Here is a 20,081-nt window from a genome sequence, read left to right on the forward strand (position 1 = left end):
AACGCTTCACGATCGACCCCACCCAGGCATAACAGCGGCAACCCGCCGCTTCACCCACCCCAACACCCCAACCAGCAGCGGGTTCGTGCTCAGACAGCTCTCAGAATCTGCGAACCCGCTGCTTTCCACCTTTCCGTTCCGTCTTGCCCCCGATGGTCTGGCGACCCGCCGGCAGTTACGGGCCGATGGGCTGCGGCCGGGCGGGCAGGACATCGCCGCACAGGTGATGTGGCACTCCCGCCGCTACGGCCGTCGCATCCGTGTCGCGTACCTGTATCGGATCGAGCGGGCCGTGCCGGTCCGGCCGATGACCCCGGCCAAGTGGGCGTCCCTCGCCCTTGCGAACGCAGCCCGGCGCGTGTGTCCGCAGTGCCACAAGGACGCCGGATACGTCATCGCGTCCTCGCTCGGCATGTGCGTGACCTGCGCCTACCCCGAAGAACAGCGCGTTGCCTGAACCTCCCCACCCAAGGAGCAGACCCACCGTGTCTGAAAACCCGCTGATCAACCACACCAACGACGACGACTCGGACAGCCGCGACACCGATGCGGCCGACCGTAACGAAGGTTCGGTGCTGCCGTTCCTGTCCAAGCGCGGCAAGACCGTCCCGGACGTGGCGCCCGATGAGCCCGCGACCGGTGAGCAGGAGATCGACCTCCCCGACGAGGACCCCGAGGCCGAGGGTCTGATCGAGGGCGAGGCCGTCGACCGGCCGCAGGTGAAGTATCCGACCGCGCTCGCGGAGACGATGAAGGCCAAGGACAAGGCCCGTCACAGCGTCATCCCGGCGTGGCTGAAGTCGCCGGAGCAGCGCAAGCAGGTCGCCCGGTGGGCGGTGCGCCACTATGCGGCGGTGACCGGCTTTCACGCGGTGCGGATCCCGCTGTACTGGGCCAAGCTGACCGCCTACGCCCCGTACGGGCTGGCCCGCTGGGCGGGAGCGGCCGGCCGATGGGTCTCCGACGCGGAATCCCGCCCCGTCCGTCTCGCGGCGGTGCGCGCTGAGGACGCGGCCGAGTACCTGCGCCTGGCCCGCATCCGGGACGGACGGGTGAAACTGCGCGGCATCCTCGCCTCGCTGGCGAGCCTGGTCGGTCTGGGCGCGACGCTGGCGATGTGGGTGCTCGCGCCCACGTGGATGCTCGCACTGGCGGCGGTCATCGTGACCACGACGTTCGGTTGGGCGGGCATTCCCGCCGACCGGCCGCTGATCGAGTCCGCCCGGGTCAAGTTCCGCAACCGCAAGCTGACCAGCGACATCGTCTCGCGGGCGTTCATCGCGGCCGGGCTCACCAAGCCCGATCAGGGCGTGGCGTTCCCCCGCCCGATCGTGCCCGATGGCGACGGCTACCGCGTGACCGTCGACCTCCCATACGGCAAGACGTTCGCGCACGCGCTCAAGGCCCATGAGTCGCTGGCTTCGGGTATCGACGTGGCGCCTACGCAGGTGTTCTTGGACAAGGACGTGACGAGCGCGCGGCGGGTGTCGATGTGGGTCGCGAACCAAGACCCGCTGGCCGTTCCTGCCGGTCCCTCTCCGCTCATCACGGCGGAACGGGTGGACTTTTGGAAGCCGTTCCCGTGGGGCCGCGATGAGCGCGGCAACGAGGTGGCGGTCACGATGCTGTGGCTCTCGCTCCTGGTCGGGGCGGTGCCCCGGCAGGGCAAGACGTTCTCCGCACGGACCATCGCGCTGGCGGCGGCGCTGGATCCGTACGTGCGCCTGATCGTGTTCGACGGGAAGGCGTCGCCGGACTGGCGCAACTTCGCGAAGGTCGCGCACCGCATCGGGTTCGGGATCGTGCCGAAGAACGGCATCGACCCCGTGCTGCACCTGATCAACGCGCTCACCGAGCTGAAGGCCGATGTGGAGGACCGCTACCACCGGCTGTCCGAGCTGCCGTTGCACCTGTGCCCGGAGGGCAAGCTCACCCCGGAGCTGTCGCGGAACAAGGCCATGAACATGCCGCTCACGATGGTCGTCATCGACGAGGTGCAGGAGTACCTGCAGCACCCCGAGCACGGCAAGACCATCCTTGACCTGCTGGTCTACCTCGCCCGCGTCGCCCCGGCGGTCGGTGTGTCCGTCATGAACTCCACGCAGAAGCCGGACGACAAGGCGTGCCCGTCGGTCCTGCGCGACCAGCACCAGGCCCGCTTCGCGCTGATGGTCGGCTCCTGGCAGGTCTCGGACGTCATCCTGGGCGCGGGCTCCTACACCGAGGGGCTGGACGCGTCGCGGCTGCTGCGCTCCCACAAGGGCGTTGGGCTGCTCAAGGGCATGTCCGACGAGTCGGGGATCGTGCGCACCTACCTCGCCAACGGCCGCGACGCGGAGAGCATCCTCACCCGCGCCGCAGCCCTGCGCGAGGCCGAAGGCACCCTGTCCGGCGACGCGATCGGTCAGAGCGCCGGCAACGACGCGGCGGCGGACACGCTGCTGGACGACATCGCCGCCGTGCTGCCCCGCTCGCAGGCCAAGGAGTGGTCCGAGATCGTGGTCGACGCGCTCGCGAACCTGAACCCCGAGCGGTACGGCATGTGGGCCGCGCTGGAAGGCCGCGCGAAGGCGGACCAGCTCAACAACGCGCTCAAGCCGTACGGCATCGGCACCGAGCAGATCGGCCGCCGCATCGACGGCAAGCCCGTCACCCGGCGCGGCATCGTCCGCGAACACATCACCGCCGCCATCACCGAGCGCAACCGCAAACGCCCCGCCGCATAGGTCCCCAGGGTCGCTAGCGCTAGCACCACACGTCGCTAGCGCTAGCGACCTCGCTAGCGACCCAAACAACACCTGATCAGGTCGCTAGCGGCTAGCGACCGACCTGCGCAAACCCCAGAATCCGGCCCTGGAGGCCCATCGTGCCCCTGCCCGCGCTCGCTAGCTTCCTCCTCCTGCTGTTCACGCTCTGCTACGCCGGACTGTGCGCCGCGCAGCCGTTCGCGGCTTGCCGCAAGTGCCGGGGCTTCGGCTTCGCAACCAAGACCGACCGCAAGGGCCGGGCCAAGCGCGGCAAGGACTGCCGCCGCTGCAAGGCCACCGGCGCCCGCATACGACGCGGCCGGCACCTGTGGGACCTGTGGCGCCGCACCCACGAGCGCGGCACCCGACCCACCCCGACCGCCGGCACCCGAACGGAGTCCCGCCCGTGGCTGTGACCGTCTCCCTCGTCCTGCTGTTCGGCGCCCTGCTCGCCTTCCTGCTCAAGGTCGGCTCCATCAAGGCAGGCGTCTGCTTCGTCGCCGTGATGTTCGGCTTCCTGCTCGCTTCTACCGGCGCGGCAGGCCCCATCAACCACGCCATCACCGGAGCCGCCCACACCATCGGCGACATGCGCCCCTGACCACCGGAACGGAGAACCCCGTGTACGAGACCACCGCACCCCCGCCCACCTTGCGTCACCAGCTCATCGCGGCCCTGCCCAAAGTGGCACCGGTCCTGGCCACCTCCACCGTGCTGATCCTGGCGCGCATCTGGAACGCCAACGGCGCAGAACACTCCGTCGGCGACGCGTGGCTCATCGGCGTCCTGGCCACCGGAGCCGCGATGGCCGGGGGCGCGTCGGCAACCGGCCGCAACGCTGACGGCACCGTGACCGGGATGGCGTTCACCGCCGCCGGCACCCTCGCCTTTGCCGGGGTCGCCGCCTACGCGGACGACCTGCCGCTCCCGCTCCTGCTGTGGGCGATCGCCACCGTCCTCGCCTACACGCTGGCCGCCCGCTACTGGCGCACCGACCGCCGCGAAACCCTCGCCTACGACCGGCGCACCATCGAACGCCACGAGGACCACCGGCACGTCGAAACCGTGGAAGTCATCCGGGCCCGCGCCCAGGTCAATAGCGCACAAGCCGGGGGCACCTACGCCACCGCGCTCGCCGCAGCCCTCACCGCCCGCGCAGCCCTGCCGGGCTTTGACCCCGCCGCCCTGGCCACGTCCGGACTGCCCGAACTGACCGCCGCCGACACCGACCCTGACAGGACCTGGTGACCGTGCCCATACCCGCCGCGTACACCGACGCCCCGCCGATAATCCGCGAAATCAACCTCGTCCTGCACCTCGTCGCCGCGCTCCGGGTCTCATCGACCCCGGAGCGGGTGCGGGAGCTGCAGCTCCGCAAGGCCGCGCTGCTGGACCGCATCGCCCTCAAGACCCCGGACGACACCGACGCGGCCGACGTCGCCGGAGACGCAGCCATAGAGCTGATGCGCCAGGACCACGGACCGGCGGAGCCGACCGGCGGACTGACGACGACCCTGCTCGGGATCGCGGCCCGCCACTACGTCCGTGACCAGTACGCCGCGTACTCCAACGGCCTGCCCACCACCTGACTGTGCCCGGGGCGGACGCCTCTCGCCAAAGAAATCGTCCGCCCCGGCTCTTCCCCCCGTTCCAAGGAACAGGAGACCTCCAGCATGACCCACCACGCGTTCCTTCGGCGATCCCGCCGACCCCGCTTGCTGGACGCCTACGGGTGCCAGGGCGGCGCCGGCAAGGGCTATGACGACGCCGGGTTCGACGTCACCGGTCTCGACCTGCACCCGCAGCCCCGCTACCCCTTCACCTGCATCCAGGGCGACGCGGTCGCCTTCATCCGCGAGCACGGGGCGGAGTTCGACGCGATCCACGCGTCTCCGCCGTGCCAGCACGACAGCGACTGCCAGCGCCTCCAGGGACGCGACCACCCCGACCTAATCGCCCCCACCCGCGCCGCCCTGGAGTCCACGGGGCGGCCGTGGGTGATGGAGAACGTCAAGGGCGCTCTGCCCAAGCTCCGCGAGCCGGTGATGCTGTGCGGGGCGATGTTCGGGCTGCAGACCTACCGGCACCGGTACTTCGAAACCGGCGGCGGCTTCACTCTCACCGCACCCTCCCACCCGGCCCACGCCGCGCCGCAGGCCAAGATGGGACGCCCCGTCCCGGCAGGCTGGTACGGGCAGTTCGTCGGGAACTTCTCCGGCGTCGACCTGGCCCGCCGCGTCATGGGCGTGCCGTGGATGAACCGCGACGGCATCCGCGAATGCATCCCACCCGCCTACAGCGCGTGGATCGGCGCCCAGCTCCTGACCAGCATCACGTTGTCGCTGGAGGTGGCGGCATGAACGAGCTGGTGACCACCGCCCTGGAGCTGGCTGCGGCCGGGGTGCCGGTTCTGCCGTTGAGGGCAGGCAAGGTGCCGTTCGGGAACTGCCGTATCTGCTCTGATAGCGCCTGCGGAGGACGGCCCAACATGAAGGTTCCCGGCCCCTGCCGGTGCCCGGATGTCTGTCACGCGTGGGCTGCCGCCACCACCAACCCTCACGTCATCGCGTCTGCGGCATGGGCCAGGGCATGGCGTCGCGCCGTGGCCGTCGCCTATCACCCGGGAGGGGCCGGCCTCACCGTTGTCGACCTGGACAACGTGCAGGCCGTCACGTGGGCGCGGGAAACCCTGCCCGCTACGCGCACAGTGCCGACAACGCGCGGAGAGCACTGGATCTACCTGGGCGCCCTGCGGTCTGCGAACGCGGTCCGGACCGGCGTCGACATCAAATCCCTCATGTCCTACGCACGCTGGCGCGGCCCCGGGCATGGCCTCATGGTCGCTCTGCCGACCTCCGTCCGCGCGCTGGTCGCGACAGAAGAGACCACCCCCGCCCCGGGGCCGGTGGTCTCTTCTGACCGCGAACGGGCCGACTGGAACGGGGCGGTAGCGGCCGGATGCCGCCACACCGAGAAGTACGTGCGCACCGGCTTGGATCGCGGCCTGGCCCTGATCCGTAGCCGCACCGAATCCGGCGCCGCGTCGCAGACGTTCGGCGTGGCCCGGTTCCTGGCAGCCCAGCACACGCAGTGTCCGGGTCCGTGCGGCATGGACGTACTTGAGCGCCAGATCGTTGCCGCAGCCGTCGCCGTAGGCGTCCCCGAGAAATACGCCCGACGCGCTGTCGCGAACGGTTACGCGGGGAGGGCGGCATGAACGCTCATGGTGAATCCGCAGCACCCATCGGACGACAGCTCGCCCTGATCGGACCTTCCGACGCGTCTCCGACCAAGGAGGCCACCGGGCGGGCGGTCGTTGCTCGAAAGACGCCGGCCGGAGGCCGTCCTTCCATGCCTGTCCGCTCGGAGCCGCAGACGCAGCCGGTCGGACCCGCATGGGTGATCGCGTGGATTCACATCGTGGCGCCGGACTACTACACGGAGCAGGTCTCCGCACATGTGTGGTGCACCTGCGGATTCGAGCGCCGTGCCCGAGGCCGCCGCAGTGTCCTGCTGGTGGTTCAGCAGCACATCGCGCACCGCACCCAATGCCCGCTCCGCAACGCTGCCGAAGGGAGGCAGGCCGCATGAGCACCCCCAGCGAATCCCTGCCCGACCTGTGGGACGCGCCCTTGTCCGACCCGGACGAACCCGCACCGCAGGTCTGGGACAACCCCGTACCCCTCACCGGCCACCACCAGCTTCGCGCCTTCCCCACCCATGCCCTGCCCGGATGGCTGCGGGAGTTCACCGAAGCCGTTGCCGAGGAGACCCAAACCCCGATCGACCTCGCCGGATGCATCGCCCTGGCGGTACTGGCCACCGCCGCCGGCGGACGGGCGGTGGTGAACGTGCGGGGGAACTGGCGAGAGCCCACGAATCTGTTCGTGGTCGTGGCTCTCCCGCCTGCCAACCGCAAGTCCGCCGTATTCGACCTGCTCTCCGACCCGCTGTACGAAGCGGAGAAGCAGCTCCAGGCCGCGACGAAACCGCTCATCGCCGAAGCGCAGTTGACCGTGGATCTCGCGCGGGAAGCGGCCAAGGAAGCGGCCGTCCTCGCCCGCGGCGACGGGTCGCGCGATGAACTGGTGGCTACCGCCGTGGCGATGGCACAGAGCGCGGACACGCTCAAAGTCCCGGTACTGCCGCAGTTGCTCGCCGATGACGCGACGGCCGAGACCGTCATTACCCGCATGGCAGAGCAGGAAGGACGCATCTCCGTCATGTCGGCGGAAGGCGAGATCTTCGACATCATCGCCGGTCGCTACACGGGCGGCGCCCCCAACATGGGGCCGTTCCTCAAAGGCCACGCGGGGGACCGGCTGCGCGTGGATCGACAGACCCGCCGGGAGTACATCGACCACCCCGCACTGACGATGGGCCTGTGCGTCCAGCCGCAAGTACTGGACGACATCGGACGCATTAAGGGCGGCAGGGGGCGCGGCCTGCTGGGGCGCTTCCTGTACTCCCTGCCGGAATCCCTGGTCGGCCGACGCGTCTCCAACCCCGCACCCATCCCGGCAGATGTCCGGGCGACCTACACCCGCCGCGTCATCGCCCTGACGCTCTCCCTGGCGGACTGGACGGATCCGGCGGTACTTCAGCCCACTTCCGACGCGGACGCGGCGCTCCTGGCCTTTCAAGACCTGGTAGAGCCGAAGTTGGCGGCACGGGGTGGCGCGTTCGGACACATCAGCGACTGGGCGGGAAAGCTGGTCGGAGCCGTCGCCCGCATCGCCGGTCTGCTGCACCTGGCCGAGCACCCCGACAACGCTCACACCATCCCGATCACCGTCACGACGATGGAGGCCGCGATCGAGGTGGGCCAGTACTTCGCCACGCACGCGCTGGCGGTGTTCGACCGGATGGGAGCCGATCCCACCGTGGCCAGGGCCCGCACGGTCCTGGACGTGCTGAAGACGGCTGAAGTCGGGGAGATCAGCAAGCGGGATCTTCTGGTGAAGCTCTCCCGCTCCGAGTTCACCACCGTCGCCGACCTCGAACCCGTCCTCGGTCTGCTGGAGGACCACGGCTGGGTGCGGAGTCTGCCCGTCGCCCGGACCGGTGGACGTGGCCGGCCGCCCTCCCCGCGCTACCTCGTACACCCGCGAGTGCACGACCCCGCCGCCTGAGCGCCTGAATCCCTCCACAGAAACCACGGAATACACAGAAATACCGCACCTGTGCTCTGACCTGCGACGGACCGCCCGCCCGGCGGCTCCCACAGAAACCCCTGGAAGTCCCACAGAAATACCTGCCCTTATTTCTGTGGAACTTCCGACGATTTCTGTGGGAGCTCGCCATGCCGTCTCGCAGCCCCCGTTTCCGCAGGTCAGCCCGCTGAGCCGGTCTTTCTGTGTATTTCGTGGTTTCTGTGGCGCCCCCCGGTACCCAGAGCTGTCCCGAGGAGCCACGTGAACCCCGCCCACGACATCCCGTACGACCCGACCCTCGTCCTGCTCACGGTCGAGGAAGCCGCCCGGCGCCTCCGCATCGGCCGGACGCTCTGCTACCGCCTCATCCGGAACGGGGAGTTGGAATCCGTCCCGGTCGGCAGGCTGCGCCGGGTCCCGGCCGAAGCAGTCCCTGAATACGTCGCACGTCTCCGCCGGTCCCACCGCCACATCGCCGCTGCCTGAGGAGCTGTGCCATGCCTGAGAACGCCAAGCGCACCCGGAATCCCAACGGCGAATCGACCATCTACTTCGGCAAGGACGGCCGTTGGCACGGCCGGGTGACGGTCGGAGTCAGGGACGACGGACGACCCGACCGCCGACACGTAAACCGCAAGACGAAAGCGGAGATCCACAGCGCCGTGCGCGAGCTGGAGAAGATGCGCGACGCCGGCACCGTGCGCAAGCCTGGTAAGCGCTGGACCGTGAAGACCTGGCTTGCCCATTGGGTGGAGGAGATCGCGGCTCCCCACGTGAGCGAGAACACCATCGACGGATACCGCGTGGCCGTCAACGTCCATCTCATCCCGGGACTGGGCGCTCATCGACTCGACAAGTTGGAGCCGGAACACCTCGAACGCCTCTACAAGAAGATGCAGGCCAATGGCAGTGCGGCCGGGACCGCGCACCAGGTGCACCGCACCGTGCGGGCCGCGCTGAATGAGGCCAAGCGACGCGGCCACCTGACCAAGCCGAATCCGGCGACGATCGCGAAGGCTCCCAAGCTCGATGAGGAGGAGATCGAGCCCTACACGATCGAGGAAGTGCAACAACTCCTGCTGCAGGCAGGGAAGCAGCGCAACGCCGCCCGATGGGTCATCGCCCTGGCGTTGGGCCTGCGGCAGGGGGAAGTACTCGGCTTGCAGTGGTCGGACGTCGATCTGGATGCCGGAGTCATCCGGGTCCGCCGGGGACGCCTGCGGCCGAGGTACGCGCACGGCTGCGGTGAGACCTGCGGCCGGAAGGCGGGGTACTGCCCGCAGCGGGAGAGCGTCCGCCGTGAGACCAAGGCCACAAAGTCGCGGGCGGGAAGGCGGCCGATCGGCCTCCCGGAGGAGCTGACGGCACTCCTGCGCGAGCACAAGGTGTCGCAAGACCGGGAACGGAAGATCGCGCGAGACCTGTGGATCGACAAGGGCTACGTCTTCACCTCACCGACAGGGGAGCCGCTGAACCCCAACACGGACTTCCACAAATGGAAGGAGCTGCTGAAGGCAGCCGGCGTCCGGGACGGGCGCTTGCACGACGCCCGGCACACCGCCGGGACCGTGCTGCTCATCCTCGGAGTCTCCGACACGATCGTTGACGCGATCATGGGATGGGAGCCGGGGAAGTCCGGACGGATGCGCTCGCGGTACCAGCACCTCACCGGACGCGTCCTGAAGGACACCGCGAGCAAGGTGAGCGGACTCCTGTGGGGACGACCGGAGGGGCCCGGGTCCGGGGCCCAGAACGGCAACTGAGACCAAAACTGAGACCAGAGACGACGGAAGCCCGGACCTTGTTCAGGTCCGGGCTTCCGTCTGCCCTGATGGGCGGGTGCGGAGGATACGAGATTCGAACTCGTGAGGGGTTGCCCCCAACACGCTTTCCAAGCGTGCGCCCTAGGCCACTAGGCGAATCCTCCGCGACGAACACTACAAGACTCGGAGGGGTGCTCGCGAACTCGTAAGTGGGTGATCCGATCGGGTACGCTGTGTGCAGCCCCTCACGTGGCGCTATCTCGCTGAACTCCCCCAGGGCCGGAAGGCAGCAAGGGTAGGTGGGCTCTGGCGGGTGCGTGAGGGGTCTTTGCGTTTTCCGGGGGCGTCGGATGTCGGTGGGCCCCCATATCCTCGTAGGCGTGTCCCTCGCTCTGTACCGCCGCTATCGTCCCGAGTCCTTCGCCGAGGTCATCGGGCAGGAGCACGTAACCGACCCGTTGCAGCAGGCGCTGCGCAACAACCGGGTCAATCACGCGTACCTGTTCAGTGGGCCTCGCGGCTGCGGGAAGACGACGAGCGCGCGCATCCTGGCGCGGTGTCTGAACTGTGTTCAGGGGCCGACGCCGACGCCGTGCGGGGAGTGCCAGTCGTGCCAGGACCTGGCGCGGAACGGGCCGGGATCCATCGACGTGATCGAGATCGACGCGGCGTCGCACGGTGGTGTGGACGATGCGCGTGATCTTCGGGAGAAGGCGTTCTTCGGGCCGGCGGGCAGCCGGTACAAGATCTACATCATCGACGAGGCGCACATGGTCACCCCGCAGGGCTTCAACGCCCTGCTGAAGGTGGTCGAGGAGCCCCCGGAGCATCTGAAGTTCATCTTCGCGACCACCGAGCCCGAGAAGGTCATCGGGACGATCCGGTCGCGTACCCACCACTACCCCTTCCGGCTGGTGCCGCCCGGCACGTTGCGGGACTACCTCGCCGAGGTCTGCGCCCGGGAGGACATTCCGGTCGAGGACGGCGTGTATCCGCTGGTCGTGCGCTCGGGCGCGGGTTCGGTGCGGGACTCGATGTCGGTGATGGACCAGCTGCTGGCGGGCGCGGGCGCCGACGGTGTGACGTACGCCATGGCGACGGCGCTGCTCGGCTACACGGACGCGGCGCTGCTCGACGAGGTGGTGGACGCGTTCGCCGCCGGTGACGGGGCGGCGGTCTTCGAGATGGTCGACCGCGTCATCGAGGGCGGCCACGATCCGCGGCGCTTTGTGGCGGACCTGCTGGAGCGGCTGCGCGACCTCGTGATCATCGCGGCGGTTCCGGACGCCGTGGACAAGGGGCTCATCGACGCCCCGAGCGACGTCGTGGAGCGGATGCGGGCCCAGACGTCCGTCTTCGGCGCCGCCGAGCTGAGCCGTGCTGCGGACCTGGTCAACACCGGTCTGACGGAGATGCGTGGTGCCACGTCGCCGCGGCTGCAGCTGGAGCTGATCTGCGCCCGGGTGCTGCTGCCCGCGGCGTACGACGACGAGCGGTCCGTGCAGGCCCGGCTGGACAAGCTGGAGCGGCGGGGCTTCGCCCCCGGCGCCCCCCAGGTCCCGGATTTCGCCTACCAGCCCGCGCACGCCGACCACGCCCCCGCCCCCGCTTCCGGCGGTCCCGGTGGCGCGGCCTCGGTCCGTGCGGCTGTGGGCGGTGGCGGTGGTACCGGTGGCGGACGCCCGGTTGCGACCCCGCAGCCGGCTCCTGAGCAGCGCGAACCCAGTACCGGTCCCAGTCCCGCAGCCGCAGCCGTTCCGGCGCCCTCGGACGGCGGCGCCCGGCAGCGGCCCGGCGCCTGGCCGACCACGGCCGCCCCCGCGGCTCCCGCCGCCGAGCCGGCCGCCCCTGCCGAGGCCGCCCGCCCGGGCGCCTGGCCGACGTCCGCCCCGGCCGCCGCGGCCACTCCGGCCGCTGCCCCGGCCGTCCGGACACCGCCGCCCGCCGGGCCCGCCGCCCCTGCGGCGTCCGGGTTCGCCGGTGACTCGACGCGTGTCCGGCAGATGTGGCCGGACATCCTGGAGGCGGTCAAGAACCGCCGCAGGCTGACGTGGATGCTCCTCCTGAACAACGCGCAGGTCGCGGGCTTCGACGGGCAGACGCTGCAGCTCGGCTTCGACAACCCCGGGGCGCGCAACAGCTTCGCCAACAGCGGCAGCGAGGACGTGCTCAAGCAGGCGATCGTCGACGCGCTCGGGGTGGAGTGGCGCATCGAGGCGATCGTGGACCCGTCGGGTGGCGGAGGCACGTCAGGAGGCCCCGGTGGTGGCTTCGGCGGAACCGGCGGTGGAAGCGGTGGCGGAACCGGGGGTGGAACCGGTGGCGGCGGCTCCCGCCCGCCTGCCCCGGCCGCCCCACCCGCACCCTCCGCCCCGGCCCCGCCGGCCCAGCCCGCGCCGTCCACGTCGTCCGACCCCCAGGGCGGGCCCGTCCAGCAGGCCTCCTATGCCGCGCCCCAGGCGGCCCCCGGCCGGCCCCAGGGCCCGCCGCCGCTGATGTCGGACGAGACGCCGCCGCCCCTGGAGGACGACATTCCCGAGGACGACGACGTGGATCTGGTCGAATCCCCGCTGTCCGGATACGAGCTGTTCGTGCGCGAAATGGGTGCGACAGTGATCCAGGAGATTCCGAACGACTGAAGTCACCCGGTGTTCCGCGTCACGTCGTCCGATCCTCCGTACGGCGTAGGGCGCAGGGCCGTCCGAGCACGTAGGCTCGCCCTACCCCGCAACGTTGTCGTGAGGCAGGAGTGAACCCGTGATCCCCGGTGGTCAGCCCAACATGCAGCAGCTGCTCCAGCAGGCCCAGAAGATGCAGCAGGACCTTGCGGCAGCCCAGCAGGAGCTGGCCGAGGCGGAGGTCGAGGGTTCCGCGGGCGGCGGTCTCGTGAGGGCCACGGTGACCGGTGCCGGTGAGCTCCGGGGGCTGGTCATCGACCCCAAGGCAGTCGATCCTGAAGATACGGAGACGTTGGCCGATCTGGTCGTCGCCGCCGTGCACAACGCGAACGCGACCGCGCAGGAGCTCCAGCAGGAGAAGCTCGGTCCGCTCGCCCAGGGGCTGGGCGGCATGCCCGGCCTGCCGTTCTAGGCGTTCGCCCGACTCAGGCGACGACATCCGAGCCGACCCCGTGCCGGCTCCGACCCAAGGAAGGCGCCCGTGTACGAAGGCGTGGTTCAGGACCTCATCGACGAACTGGGCAGGCTGCCCGGCGTGGGTCCCAAGAGCGCGCAGCGGATCGCCTTCCACATCCTGCAGGCGGATCCCGCCGACGTGCGGCGCCTCGCGCACGTACTGGCCGAGGTCAAGGCCAAGGTGCGGTTCTGCAACATCTGCGGGAACGTCGCGCAGGACGAGCTGTGCAGGGTCTGCCGTGACCCGCGCCGCGATCTCGCGGTGATCTGCGTGGTCGAGGAGCCCAAGGATGTCGTCGCGGTCGAGCGCACCCGTGAGTTCCGCGGCAGGTACCACGTACTGGGCGGCGCGATCAGCCCCATCGAGGGCGTCGGTCCGGACGATCTACGGATCCGGGAGCTGCTGACGCGGCTCGCGGACGGCACCGTCACCGAGCTGATCCTCGCCACGGATCCCAACCTTGAAGGTGAAGCGACCGCTACGTACCTGGCCCGCATGGTGAAACCCATGGGGCTGAAGGTGACGCGACTGGCCAGTGGTCTGCCCGTGGGGGGAGACCTGGAGTACGCCGACGAGGTCACGCTGGGTCGTGCCTTCGAAGGGAGACGACTGCTCGATGTCTGACACCGCGGTAACCGCACAGGACCCGAAGGGCGCGCCGGGCTCTCCGGGACGCGACCTCAGCGATCCGAACGTTCAGGAACCCGACGACTTCGCCGTTCAGATCTGCGATCAGATCGAGAGTTTCATCCTCTCGGTCCGCGAGGTCGCCAAGGGCGACGACCCGGACAGCGCGGTCCCGTACCTGCTGCTCGAGGTCTCCCAGCTGCTGCTGGCCGGCGGCCGGCTCGGCGCGCACGAGGACATCGTCCCGGACGAGCGCTACGAGCCCGATATCGGCCCCGAGCCGGACGCGGACGAGCTGCGCCAGCACCTCGCGGCGCTGCTGGAGCCGATCGACGTGTACTCGGAGGTCTTCGACCCCTACGTGCCGCGCAGCACGCCCGTCGCCTGCCGCATTTCGGATGATCTGGCCGACGTGGTGACGGATCTCACGCACGGACTCGCGCACTTCCGCGCGGGCCGGGTGAGCGAGGCGCTGTGGTGGTGGCAGTTCTCGTACCTGTCGAACTGGGGACCGACGGCCAGCGCCTCGCTGCGCGCGCTGCAGTCCCTGGTCGCCCACGTCCGCCTGGACAGCCCGCTGGACGAGCTGGACGGCCTGGACACGGACGATTCGGCGGACGACGAGGACCGGCTGGCCGAGGAGGCCGGCAAGGTCATGGCGGCCGAGCTCGGCACCCCACTGAGCGCCCGCGCCCAGCCCGCCACCGGCTGAGCGCCGGTCCGGCACCGGCTGAGCGCCCAGCCCGGCACCGGCTGAGCCAGCGGCCGCGAAGCGGCGCGGGAACGGCCCGCCAACGGTCCGGAAGCGGCGCCGGAACGACCCGGTAACGGCCCGGGAACGCCCCGCCAACGCCCGCCGACGGTCCGGGACGGCGTTCGGGACGGCATGCCTGCATCCAGCCCCTGATCTGGGGTTATTCCGTTCCGTCCTGGGCAGGGGGCCCACCGAGTGGGCCACATGTCTCAATATCCGGTACTGCGGAGGCCGCCCCGGCCCGCTCGTTAGACTGAGCCGACCGCAGTTCCAGACCTTCCCGAGGAGCGCACGTGGGCCTTGTCGTGCAGAAGTACGGAGGCTCCTCCGTCGCCGATGCCGAAGGCATCAAGCGGGTCGCCCGGAGAATCGTCGACACCAAGAAGAACGGCCATCAGGTCGTTGTCGTGGTGTCCGCGATGGGCGATACGACGGACGAGCTGATCGATCTCGCCGAGCAGGTGTCACCGATTCCCGCCGGCCGGGAGTTCGACATGCTGCTGACCGCCGGAGAGCGCATCTCCATGGCGCTGCTGGCGATGGCGATCAAAAACCTCGGTCATGAGGCGCAGTCGTTCACCGGCAGCCAGGCCGGGGTGATCACCGACTCCGTCCACAACAAGGCGCGGATCATCGACGTGACGCCGGGCCGGATCCGGACCGCGCTCGACGAGGGCAACATCGCGATCGTGGCCGGCTTCCAGGGCGTGTCCCAGGACAAGAAGGACATCACCACGCTGGGCCGCGGCGGCTCCGACACGACCGCGGTGGCGCTGGCCGCCGCGCTCGGCGCCGGGGTGTGCGAGATCTACACGGACGTCGACGGGGTGTTCACCGCCGACCCGCGGGTCGTCAAGCGCGCCCAGAAGATGGACTGGATCTCCTTCGAGGACATGCTGGAACTGGCCAGCTCCGGTTCGAAGGTGCTGCTGCACCGCTGCGTCGAGTACGCCCGTCGTTACAACATCCCGATCCACGTCCGCTCGTCCTTCTCCGGTCTGCCGGGTACCTGGGTGAGCAACGAAGCACCGCAAGGAGGCAAGCCGATGGAGCAGGCGATCATCTCCGGGGTTGCGCACGACACGTCCGAGGCCAAGATCACGGTCGTAGGGGTGCCGGACAAGCCGGGCGAGGCGGCGACGATCTTCCGGGCCATCGCGGACGCCGAGGTCAACATCGACATGGTCGTCCAGAACGTGTCGGCCGCGGCCACCGGTCTCACCGACATCTCCTTCACCCTCCCCAAGACCGAGGGCCGCAAGGCGATGGACGCGCTCACCAGGGCGCAGGACCGCATCGGGTACGACTCGCTGCGCTACGACGACCAGATCGGCAAGATCTCGCTGGTCGGCGCGGGGATGAAGACCAACCCTGGCGTCACGGCGACCTTCTTCGAGGCGCTGTCGAACGCCGGGGTCAACATCGAGCTGATCTCGACATCCGAGATCCGGATCTCGGTGGTCACCCGGGCCGACGACGTGAAGCCGGCCGTCCAGGCGGTGCACTCCGCGTTCGGGCTCGACAGCGAAAGCGACGAAGCGGTCGTCTACGGCGGTACGGGACGATGAGCTACGGCCCGGCCACGGCCGCGGGCTCCGTGGCCGGCGGTCGGTCCAAGCCGACCCTGGCCGTCGTCGGTGCGACGGGCGCGGTCGGCACGGTGATGCTGGAGCTGCTCTCCACCCGGCAGGACGTGTGGGGTGAGATCCGGCTGATCGCCTCCGCGCGGTCGGCCGGCCGCCGCCTCGTGGTGCGCGGTGTGGAGACCGAGGTCGTCGTGCTGAACGAGGAGGCGTTCGAGGGCGTCGACGTCGCGATGTTCGACGTCCCGGACGAGGTGGCCGCCCAGTGGGCGCCGATCGCCGCCGCCAAGGGCGCGGTCGTCGTGGACAACTCCGGAGCCTTCCGGATGGATCCCGACGTCCCGCTGGTGGTGCCGGAGGTGAACGCGCACGCGGTGCGGATGCGTCCGCGCGGCATCATCGCCAATCCCAACTGCACGACGCTGTCGATGATCGTGGCGATCGGCGCGCTGCACGCCGAGTTCGGGCTGAGCGAGCTGATCGTCTCCTCGTACCAGGCGGCCTCCGGCGCGGGCCAGGCCGGCGTGGACACCCTGCGCGACCAGCTCTCCAAGATCGCCGGCACCCACCTGGGGACCCAGCCGGGCGATGTGCGGCGCACGGTCGGCGACTTCGGTCCCTTCCCGGCACCGCTCGCGCTCAACGTGGTGCCGTGGGCGGGCTCGCTGCGCGAGGACGGCTGGTCCTCGGAGGAGCTCAAGGTCCGGGACGAGTCGCGGAAGATCCTCGCCCTCCCGGAACTGCGCGTCACCGCGACCTGCGTACGGGTGCCCGTCATCACGACGCACTCGCTGTCGGTGCACGCGCGGTTCGAGAACGAGGTGACCGTGGAGAAGGCGCACGAGATCCTGCGGAGCGCCCCTGGGGTCGTCGTGACCGACGATCCCGCCCAGGGTGAGTTCCCGACCCCCGCGGACGTGGTGGGCACCGACCCGACGTGGGTCGGCCGGGTACGCCGCTCCATGGACGACCCGAACGCGCTGGAACTCTTCGTGTGCGGTGACAACCTGCGCAAGGGCGCCGCCTTGAACACTGCACAGATCGCCGAAGTCGTGGCGGCCGAGTTCGTCGGTTCGCACACATGATGTGATCAACTCTTTGGTCTGGACCACTTGTCGTGGTTCCTCCGCCAATGGACAATTCGCTCCCTGGCCACTGCAACCGGCAGTAGACGGGGGGCGTCTTTGTGTCAGCGCACTGCCCTAATGTGCTGCGTGCCGGGGGTGTCGGGCAGGCGCGGTTCGTGCCTGGGCAAATGGGCGCATTGGGGAAGAGTTGGTACGCATGGGGATATTCGACGCCAGATCAAAGGCGATGCCTTGCGCGTACAACCCTGACGGGGGGACGCGTGTCCAACAGTCGTGGCAGAGGCACTGGGTATCGAGACGGCACTGGGGCGGAGCGGCGCTCCGACACGCGTGCCGCGCTCGCGTACGCCCGGTCGGGCGCGCACTCCGGGCGGGATGCCCGTGATAGCGCCCTGGCCGATCGTGCGCGTGCCGTCCGAGCTGGGCGCTGACGCCGCGATGTCCGTCGGCACCTCGGTCGACCACCTCACCGAGACCTACAGCGCCCACTACCGGTCGCTGCTCGGCCTCGCCGCCCTGCTGCTGGACGACACGGCCTCCTGCGAGGACGTCGTCCAGGAGGCCTTCATCCGCGTCCACTCCGCGCGCAGCCGCGTGCGCGACCCCGAGAAGACCCTCGCCTACCTGCGGCAGACGGTGGTCAATCTCTCCCGGTCGGCGCTCCGGCGGCGCATCCTGGGCCTCAAGCTCCTCTCCAAGCCCATGCCCGACATGGCGAGTGCGGAAGAGGGCGCCTACGAGATCCTGGAGCGCGACCAGCTCAAGACCGCAATGCGTTCCCTCCAGCGCCGTCAGCGCGAAGTCCTCGTGCTGCGCTACTTTGCCGACATGACCGAGGCACAGGTCGCCGAGACGCTCGGAATTTCCCTGGGCTCGGTGAAGGCGTACGGTTCCCGTGGCCTCGCGGCGCTTCGCATCGCGATGGAGGCGACCGTATGACCACCCCCTACGACTCACGTGGCATGGATCCAGAGAACCCCGAAATCCTCGAAGAACCGAACGCAGGACGCGACGAAGCGCCCGCCGGCACCAGCCCCCAGGGGGCGGGATCAAGCCCCTTCGGGGCGAGAACCAGCCCTCTTGCGGGAGCCGGTCCAGGGTCCGGAGCCGGCTCCGGGTCTGAGTCCGGGTCTGGGTCCGAGTCGGCGTTCGGCGCCGCCGGTTCCACTTCCCGCCCCGATCCCGATTCCGGTTTCGGTACCGGAACCGTTTCCGGGGGGAGCTTCGACGAGTTGGCGCTGCGCCAGTTGATGCAGGACGCGGTCAAGAGCCTCAAGCCCGCACCCGACGCGCTCGACCACCTGCGGCACGCCGTTCCGGCCCGCCGGACGCGCCGCCGTCAGGCCGTGGCCGGCGCCGCCGCCGCGTTCCTGCTCGCGTGTACCGCCGTGCCGGCCCTGCTGCACGCCGCCAACACCGCGGACCAGCAGGACACCACCGCGGCCGGCGTCTCCAACCCCAACGAGCCGCGGCAGGACACCGGCGGCGCGGGGGAGAGCAGCCAGGACGACACGGGCGGTCCGGCCGACACCGGGACCAGTGAGGGCAGCGCGCCCGCCCCGTCGGCGACCCCGTCGCCGAACCCCTCACCCACGAGCGCGCCCGGCGCCACCGTCGCCCCGACGCCCTCCGGCTCGACCGGCCGCACCGCCCCGACCTGCGACCGCGCCCAGTTGGGCAGCGGCGCGAGCAGGACCGGCGCCCCGGACGCCAAGGGCAACGTGTACGGCTGGTTCCGCGTCGCGAACGTCTCCGCGAAGGGCTGCCTGGTCAAGGGCGGCGGAGCCCTCACCGTGATCGCGCAGGGCAGCGCCGACGCGTCGAAGATCCAGGTGCTGGACCACACGCTGGGCGACCCGGCCACCGGACTGCCCGACGTGGCGGCCGCCCCGCTGGTCCTCCAGCCGGGCGACACGTACGAGGTCCGGTTCGCCTGGGTGCCGGACGCGGCGGGCCCCAACGGGTGCCCGGCGCCGCCCACTCCGACGCCCACCCCGACCACCGGCGGTGGCAGCACCAGCGGCAGCAGCTCCAACAACGGCACCAGCGCCTCGGACAACACCCCGGCGGCGGCCGACGAACCGCCGACACCCGGCCCGGCGAGCGTCGCCGTCAGCCACACCCCGGAGGCGGGCGCGCCGGCGGTGGCCGACACGACGATCCCGGACGCCTGCGCGGGGACGATCTACAAGACGACGGCCCTCGCGCCGCGGTAATGCCGCAGTAAGGCCGCGGCAGCGCCGCGGTAGCCGAGACGGGCGGGGGCGCCGGGGCGCGAGAGCGCGGCACCCCGCTCCGGCGTGGTGCGGAGGCCCGCGCCCCGGGCCCGGTGGCGTTCATCCGCCCCGCTCCCCGTACCGTTGGGGCGTGTACCGGTTTCTGCTGACCCCGCGCTGGCTGGGAGTCCACCTCTTCGTCGTGCTCGCCGTGCCGTTCTGCGTCTTCATGGGCAGCTGGCAGCTGAGCCGCTTCGAGGACCGGATGAACAGCCACCACGTCGCGGAGCAGGCGCCCGAGGCCGCCGCGTCCGCCGCACCGGTCCCGCTCGCGGACGTCCTCCCGGACGCCAGGGCGCAGGTCACCCAGGACACCACCGGCCGCACGGTCACCGTGACCGGCCGTTACGACACCGGTCACCAGCTCCTGGTCCCCGGCCGTGACCTCGGCGACCGCACCGGCTACTACGTCCTCACCCCGCTGCGCACGGCCGGTGGCGCGGCGCTGCCCGTCGTCCGCGGCTGGCTGCCCGGCGAGGTCTCGTCCGCGAGCCCCGCCGGCATCCCGGCGGCACCCGCGGGCGACGTCACCGTCTCCGGCGCCCTCCAGGCCCCCGAGAACACCGGCACCCAGGGCGTCCAGTCCGCCGGCGGTCTGCCGCAGGGGCAGCTCGGGATGATCAGCGCCGCGTCGCTCGTCAACGTGCTGCCGTACGAGGTCTACAGCGGGTGGATCACGGTCACCGACGCCACCGCGCCCCTCAAGGCGGTGCCCCCGGCGGCCCCCGGCAACTCCGGGCTCGACCTCAAGGCCTTCCAGAACCTGGGCTACACCGGCGAGTGGTTCGTCTTCGCCGGCTTCGTGGTCTTCATGTGGTTCCGGCTGGTCCGCCGCGAGGCGGAGCTGCGCGAGGACACCGCGCTGGGCCTCATCCCGGACCGGACGGACACCGGCACCGAGTCGCCGGGCAAGCTGGAAGAAGCCCTGCCCGGCGACTGAGGCCCCCCACCCGAA

The 20,081-nt window shown here is 70.4% G+C and carries 21 protein-coding genes, 1 tRNA gene and 1 other RNA gene; 22 read left to right on the forward strand and 1 reads right to left on the reverse strand.

The features are described 5' to 3' along the window. Positions 1–85: 85 nt before the first annotated feature. From O3X23_RS31610 to O3X23_RS31665, 12 genes are all read left to right on the forward strand, one after another. Complete coding sequence (locus O3X23_RS31610; RefSeq protein ID WP_269275780.1) at positions 86–457, forward strand: RRQRL motif-containing zinc-binding protein; 372 nt, start codon at positions 86–88, stop codon at positions 455–457. A gap of 28 nt (positions 458–485) precedes the next feature. Next, complete coding sequence (locus O3X23_RS31615; RefSeq protein WP_269275623.1) at positions 486–2,726, forward strand: cell division protein FtsK; 2,241 nt, start codon at positions 486–488, stop codon at positions 2,724–2,726. Positions 2,727–2,866: 140 nt separating this feature from the next. Further along, positions 2,867–3,163: a hypothetical protein gene (locus O3X23_RS31620; RefSeq protein WP_269275625.1), complete on the forward strand. Its 297-nt coding sequence runs from the start codon at positions 2,867–2,869 to the stop codon at positions 3,161–3,163. Beyond that, complete coding sequence (locus O3X23_RS31625) at positions 3,154–3,348, forward strand: hypothetical protein (protein WP_269275627.1); 195 nt, start codon at positions 3,154–3,156, stop codon at positions 3,346–3,348. The genes O3X23_RS31620 and O3X23_RS31625 overlap by 10 nt, the downstream gene beginning before the upstream one ends. A 20-nt stretch (positions 3,349–3,368) precedes the next feature. Beyond that, positions 3,369–3,995, forward strand: a complete 627-nt coding sequence (locus tag O3X23_RS31630; protein ID WP_269275628.1) for a hypothetical protein — start codon at positions 3,369–3,371, stop codon at positions 3,993–3,995. Beyond that, entirely contained in the window at positions 3,992–4,336 is a 345-nt protein-coding gene (locus O3X23_RS31635) for a hypothetical protein (RefSeq protein WP_269275629.1), read from the forward strand. Before O3X23_RS31630 ends, O3X23_RS31635 begins: the two co-directional genes overlap by 4 nt. Before the next feature lie 84 nt (positions 4,337–4,420). Continuing rightward, a complete protein-coding gene (locus tag O3X23_RS31640) occupies positions 4,421–5,107 on the forward strand; it encodes an SAM-dependent methyltransferase (RefSeq protein ID WP_269275631.1) in 687 nt (228 codons plus the stop codon). Continuing rightward, positions 5,104–5,964, forward strand: coding sequence for a bifunctional DNA primase/polymerase (locus O3X23_RS31645; protein ID WP_269275632.1), 861 nt, complete (start codon positions 5,104–5,106; stop codon positions 5,962–5,964). The genes O3X23_RS31640 and O3X23_RS31645 overlap by 4 nt, the downstream gene beginning before the upstream one ends. Before the next feature lie 134 nt (positions 5,965–6,098). Continuing rightward, positions 6,099–6,338, forward strand: a complete 240-nt coding sequence (locus O3X23_RS31650; RefSeq protein ID WP_269275634.1) for a hypothetical protein — start codon at positions 6,099–6,101, stop codon at positions 6,336–6,338. Beyond that, entirely contained in the window at positions 6,335–7,879 is a 1,545-nt protein-coding gene (locus tag O3X23_RS31655; RefSeq protein WP_269275636.1) for a YfjI family protein, read from the forward strand. The genes O3X23_RS31650 and O3X23_RS31655 overlap by 4 nt, the downstream gene beginning before the upstream one ends. A gap of 282 nt (positions 7,880–8,161) precedes the next feature. Beyond that, entirely contained in the window at positions 8,162–8,386 is a 225-nt protein-coding gene (locus O3X23_RS31660) for an excisionase family DNA-binding protein (protein ID WP_269275638.1), read from the forward strand. Between the two features lie 11 nt (positions 8,387–8,397). Next, entirely contained in the window at positions 8,398–9,663 is a 1,266-nt protein-coding gene (locus tag O3X23_RS31665; RefSeq protein ID WP_269275640.1) for a tyrosine-type recombinase/integrase, read from the forward strand. Between the two features lie 79 nt (positions 9,664–9,742). Here the strand turns inward: O3X23_RS31665 and O3X23_RS31670 are convergent. Next, positions 9,743–9,827: transfer RNA gene (locus O3X23_RS31670), tRNA-Ser, on the reverse strand. A gap of 72 nt (positions 9,828–9,899) precedes the next feature. Between O3X23_RS31670 and ffs the strand changes: the two genes are divergently transcribed. The 10 genes from ffs to O3X23_RS31720 all read left to right on the forward strand — a co-directional run bounded on the left by ffs (position 9,900) and on the right by O3X23_RS31720 (position 20,066). Beyond that, positions 9,900–9,996, forward strand: an RNA gene (ffs, locus tag O3X23_RS31675) — signal recognition particle sRNA small type. A 17-nt stretch (positions 9,997–10,013) separates the two neighbouring features. Then, entirely contained in the window at positions 10,014–12,302 is a 2,289-nt protein-coding gene (locus tag O3X23_RS31680) for a DNA polymerase III subunit gamma and tau (protein WP_269275642.1), read from the forward strand. 118 nt (positions 12,303–12,420) lie between these two features. Further along, on the forward strand, positions 12,421–12,753 hold the full coding sequence (locus O3X23_RS31685) for a YbaB/EbfC family nucleoid-associated protein (RefSeq protein ID WP_269275644.1): 333 nt from the start codon (positions 12,421–12,423) through the stop codon (positions 12,751–12,753). A 69-nt stretch (positions 12,754–12,822) separates the two neighbouring features. Further along, on the forward strand, positions 12,823–13,422 hold the full coding sequence (gene recR / locus O3X23_RS31690) for a recombination mediator RecR (protein ID WP_269275646.1): 600 nt from the start codon (positions 12,823–12,825) through the stop codon (positions 13,420–13,422). After that, positions 13,415–14,137, forward strand: a complete 723-nt coding sequence (locus O3X23_RS31695) for a DUF5063 domain-containing protein (protein WP_269275648.1) — start codon at positions 13,415–13,417, stop codon at positions 14,135–14,137. The genes recR and O3X23_RS31695 overlap by 8 nt, the downstream gene beginning before the upstream one ends. Before the next feature lie 335 nt (positions 14,138–14,472). Next, on the forward strand, positions 14,473–15,747 hold the full coding sequence (locus O3X23_RS31700) for an aspartate kinase (protein WP_269275650.1): 1,275 nt from the start codon (positions 14,473–14,475) through the stop codon (positions 15,745–15,747). Then, a complete protein-coding gene (locus tag O3X23_RS31705) occupies positions 15,744–16,847 on the forward strand; it encodes an aspartate-semialdehyde dehydrogenase (RefSeq protein ID WP_269275652.1) in 1,104 nt (367 codons plus the stop codon). The genes O3X23_RS31700 and O3X23_RS31705 overlap by 4 nt, the downstream gene beginning before the upstream one ends. 276 nt (positions 16,848–17,123) lie before the next feature. After that, positions 17,124–17,789 carry a SigE family RNA polymerase sigma factor gene (locus O3X23_RS31710; RefSeq protein ID WP_443048042.1) on the forward strand — a complete coding sequence of 222 codons (666 nt, stop codon included), beginning with the start codon at positions 17,124–17,126 and terminating at the stop codon, positions 17,787–17,789. Between the two features lie 293 nt (positions 17,790–18,082). Then, complete coding sequence (locus O3X23_RS31715) at positions 18,083–19,066, forward strand: hypothetical protein (RefSeq protein ID WP_269275656.1); 984 nt, start codon at positions 18,083–18,085, stop codon at positions 19,064–19,066. A gap of 151 nt (positions 19,067–19,217) precedes the next feature. Continuing rightward, the gene (locus tag O3X23_RS31720; protein ID WP_269275657.1) at positions 19,218–20,066 is read left to right on the forward strand and encodes an SURF1 family protein; all 849 of its coding nucleotides are present in this window, start codon (positions 19,218–19,220) and stop codon (positions 20,064–20,066) included. Positions 20,067–20,081: the final 15 nt, after the last annotated feature.

The organism is Streptomyces sp. H39-S7, from assembly GCF_027158205.1.
Classification (GTDB): domain Bacteria; phylum Actinomycetota; class Actinomycetes; order Streptomycetales; family Streptomycetaceae; genus Actinacidiphila.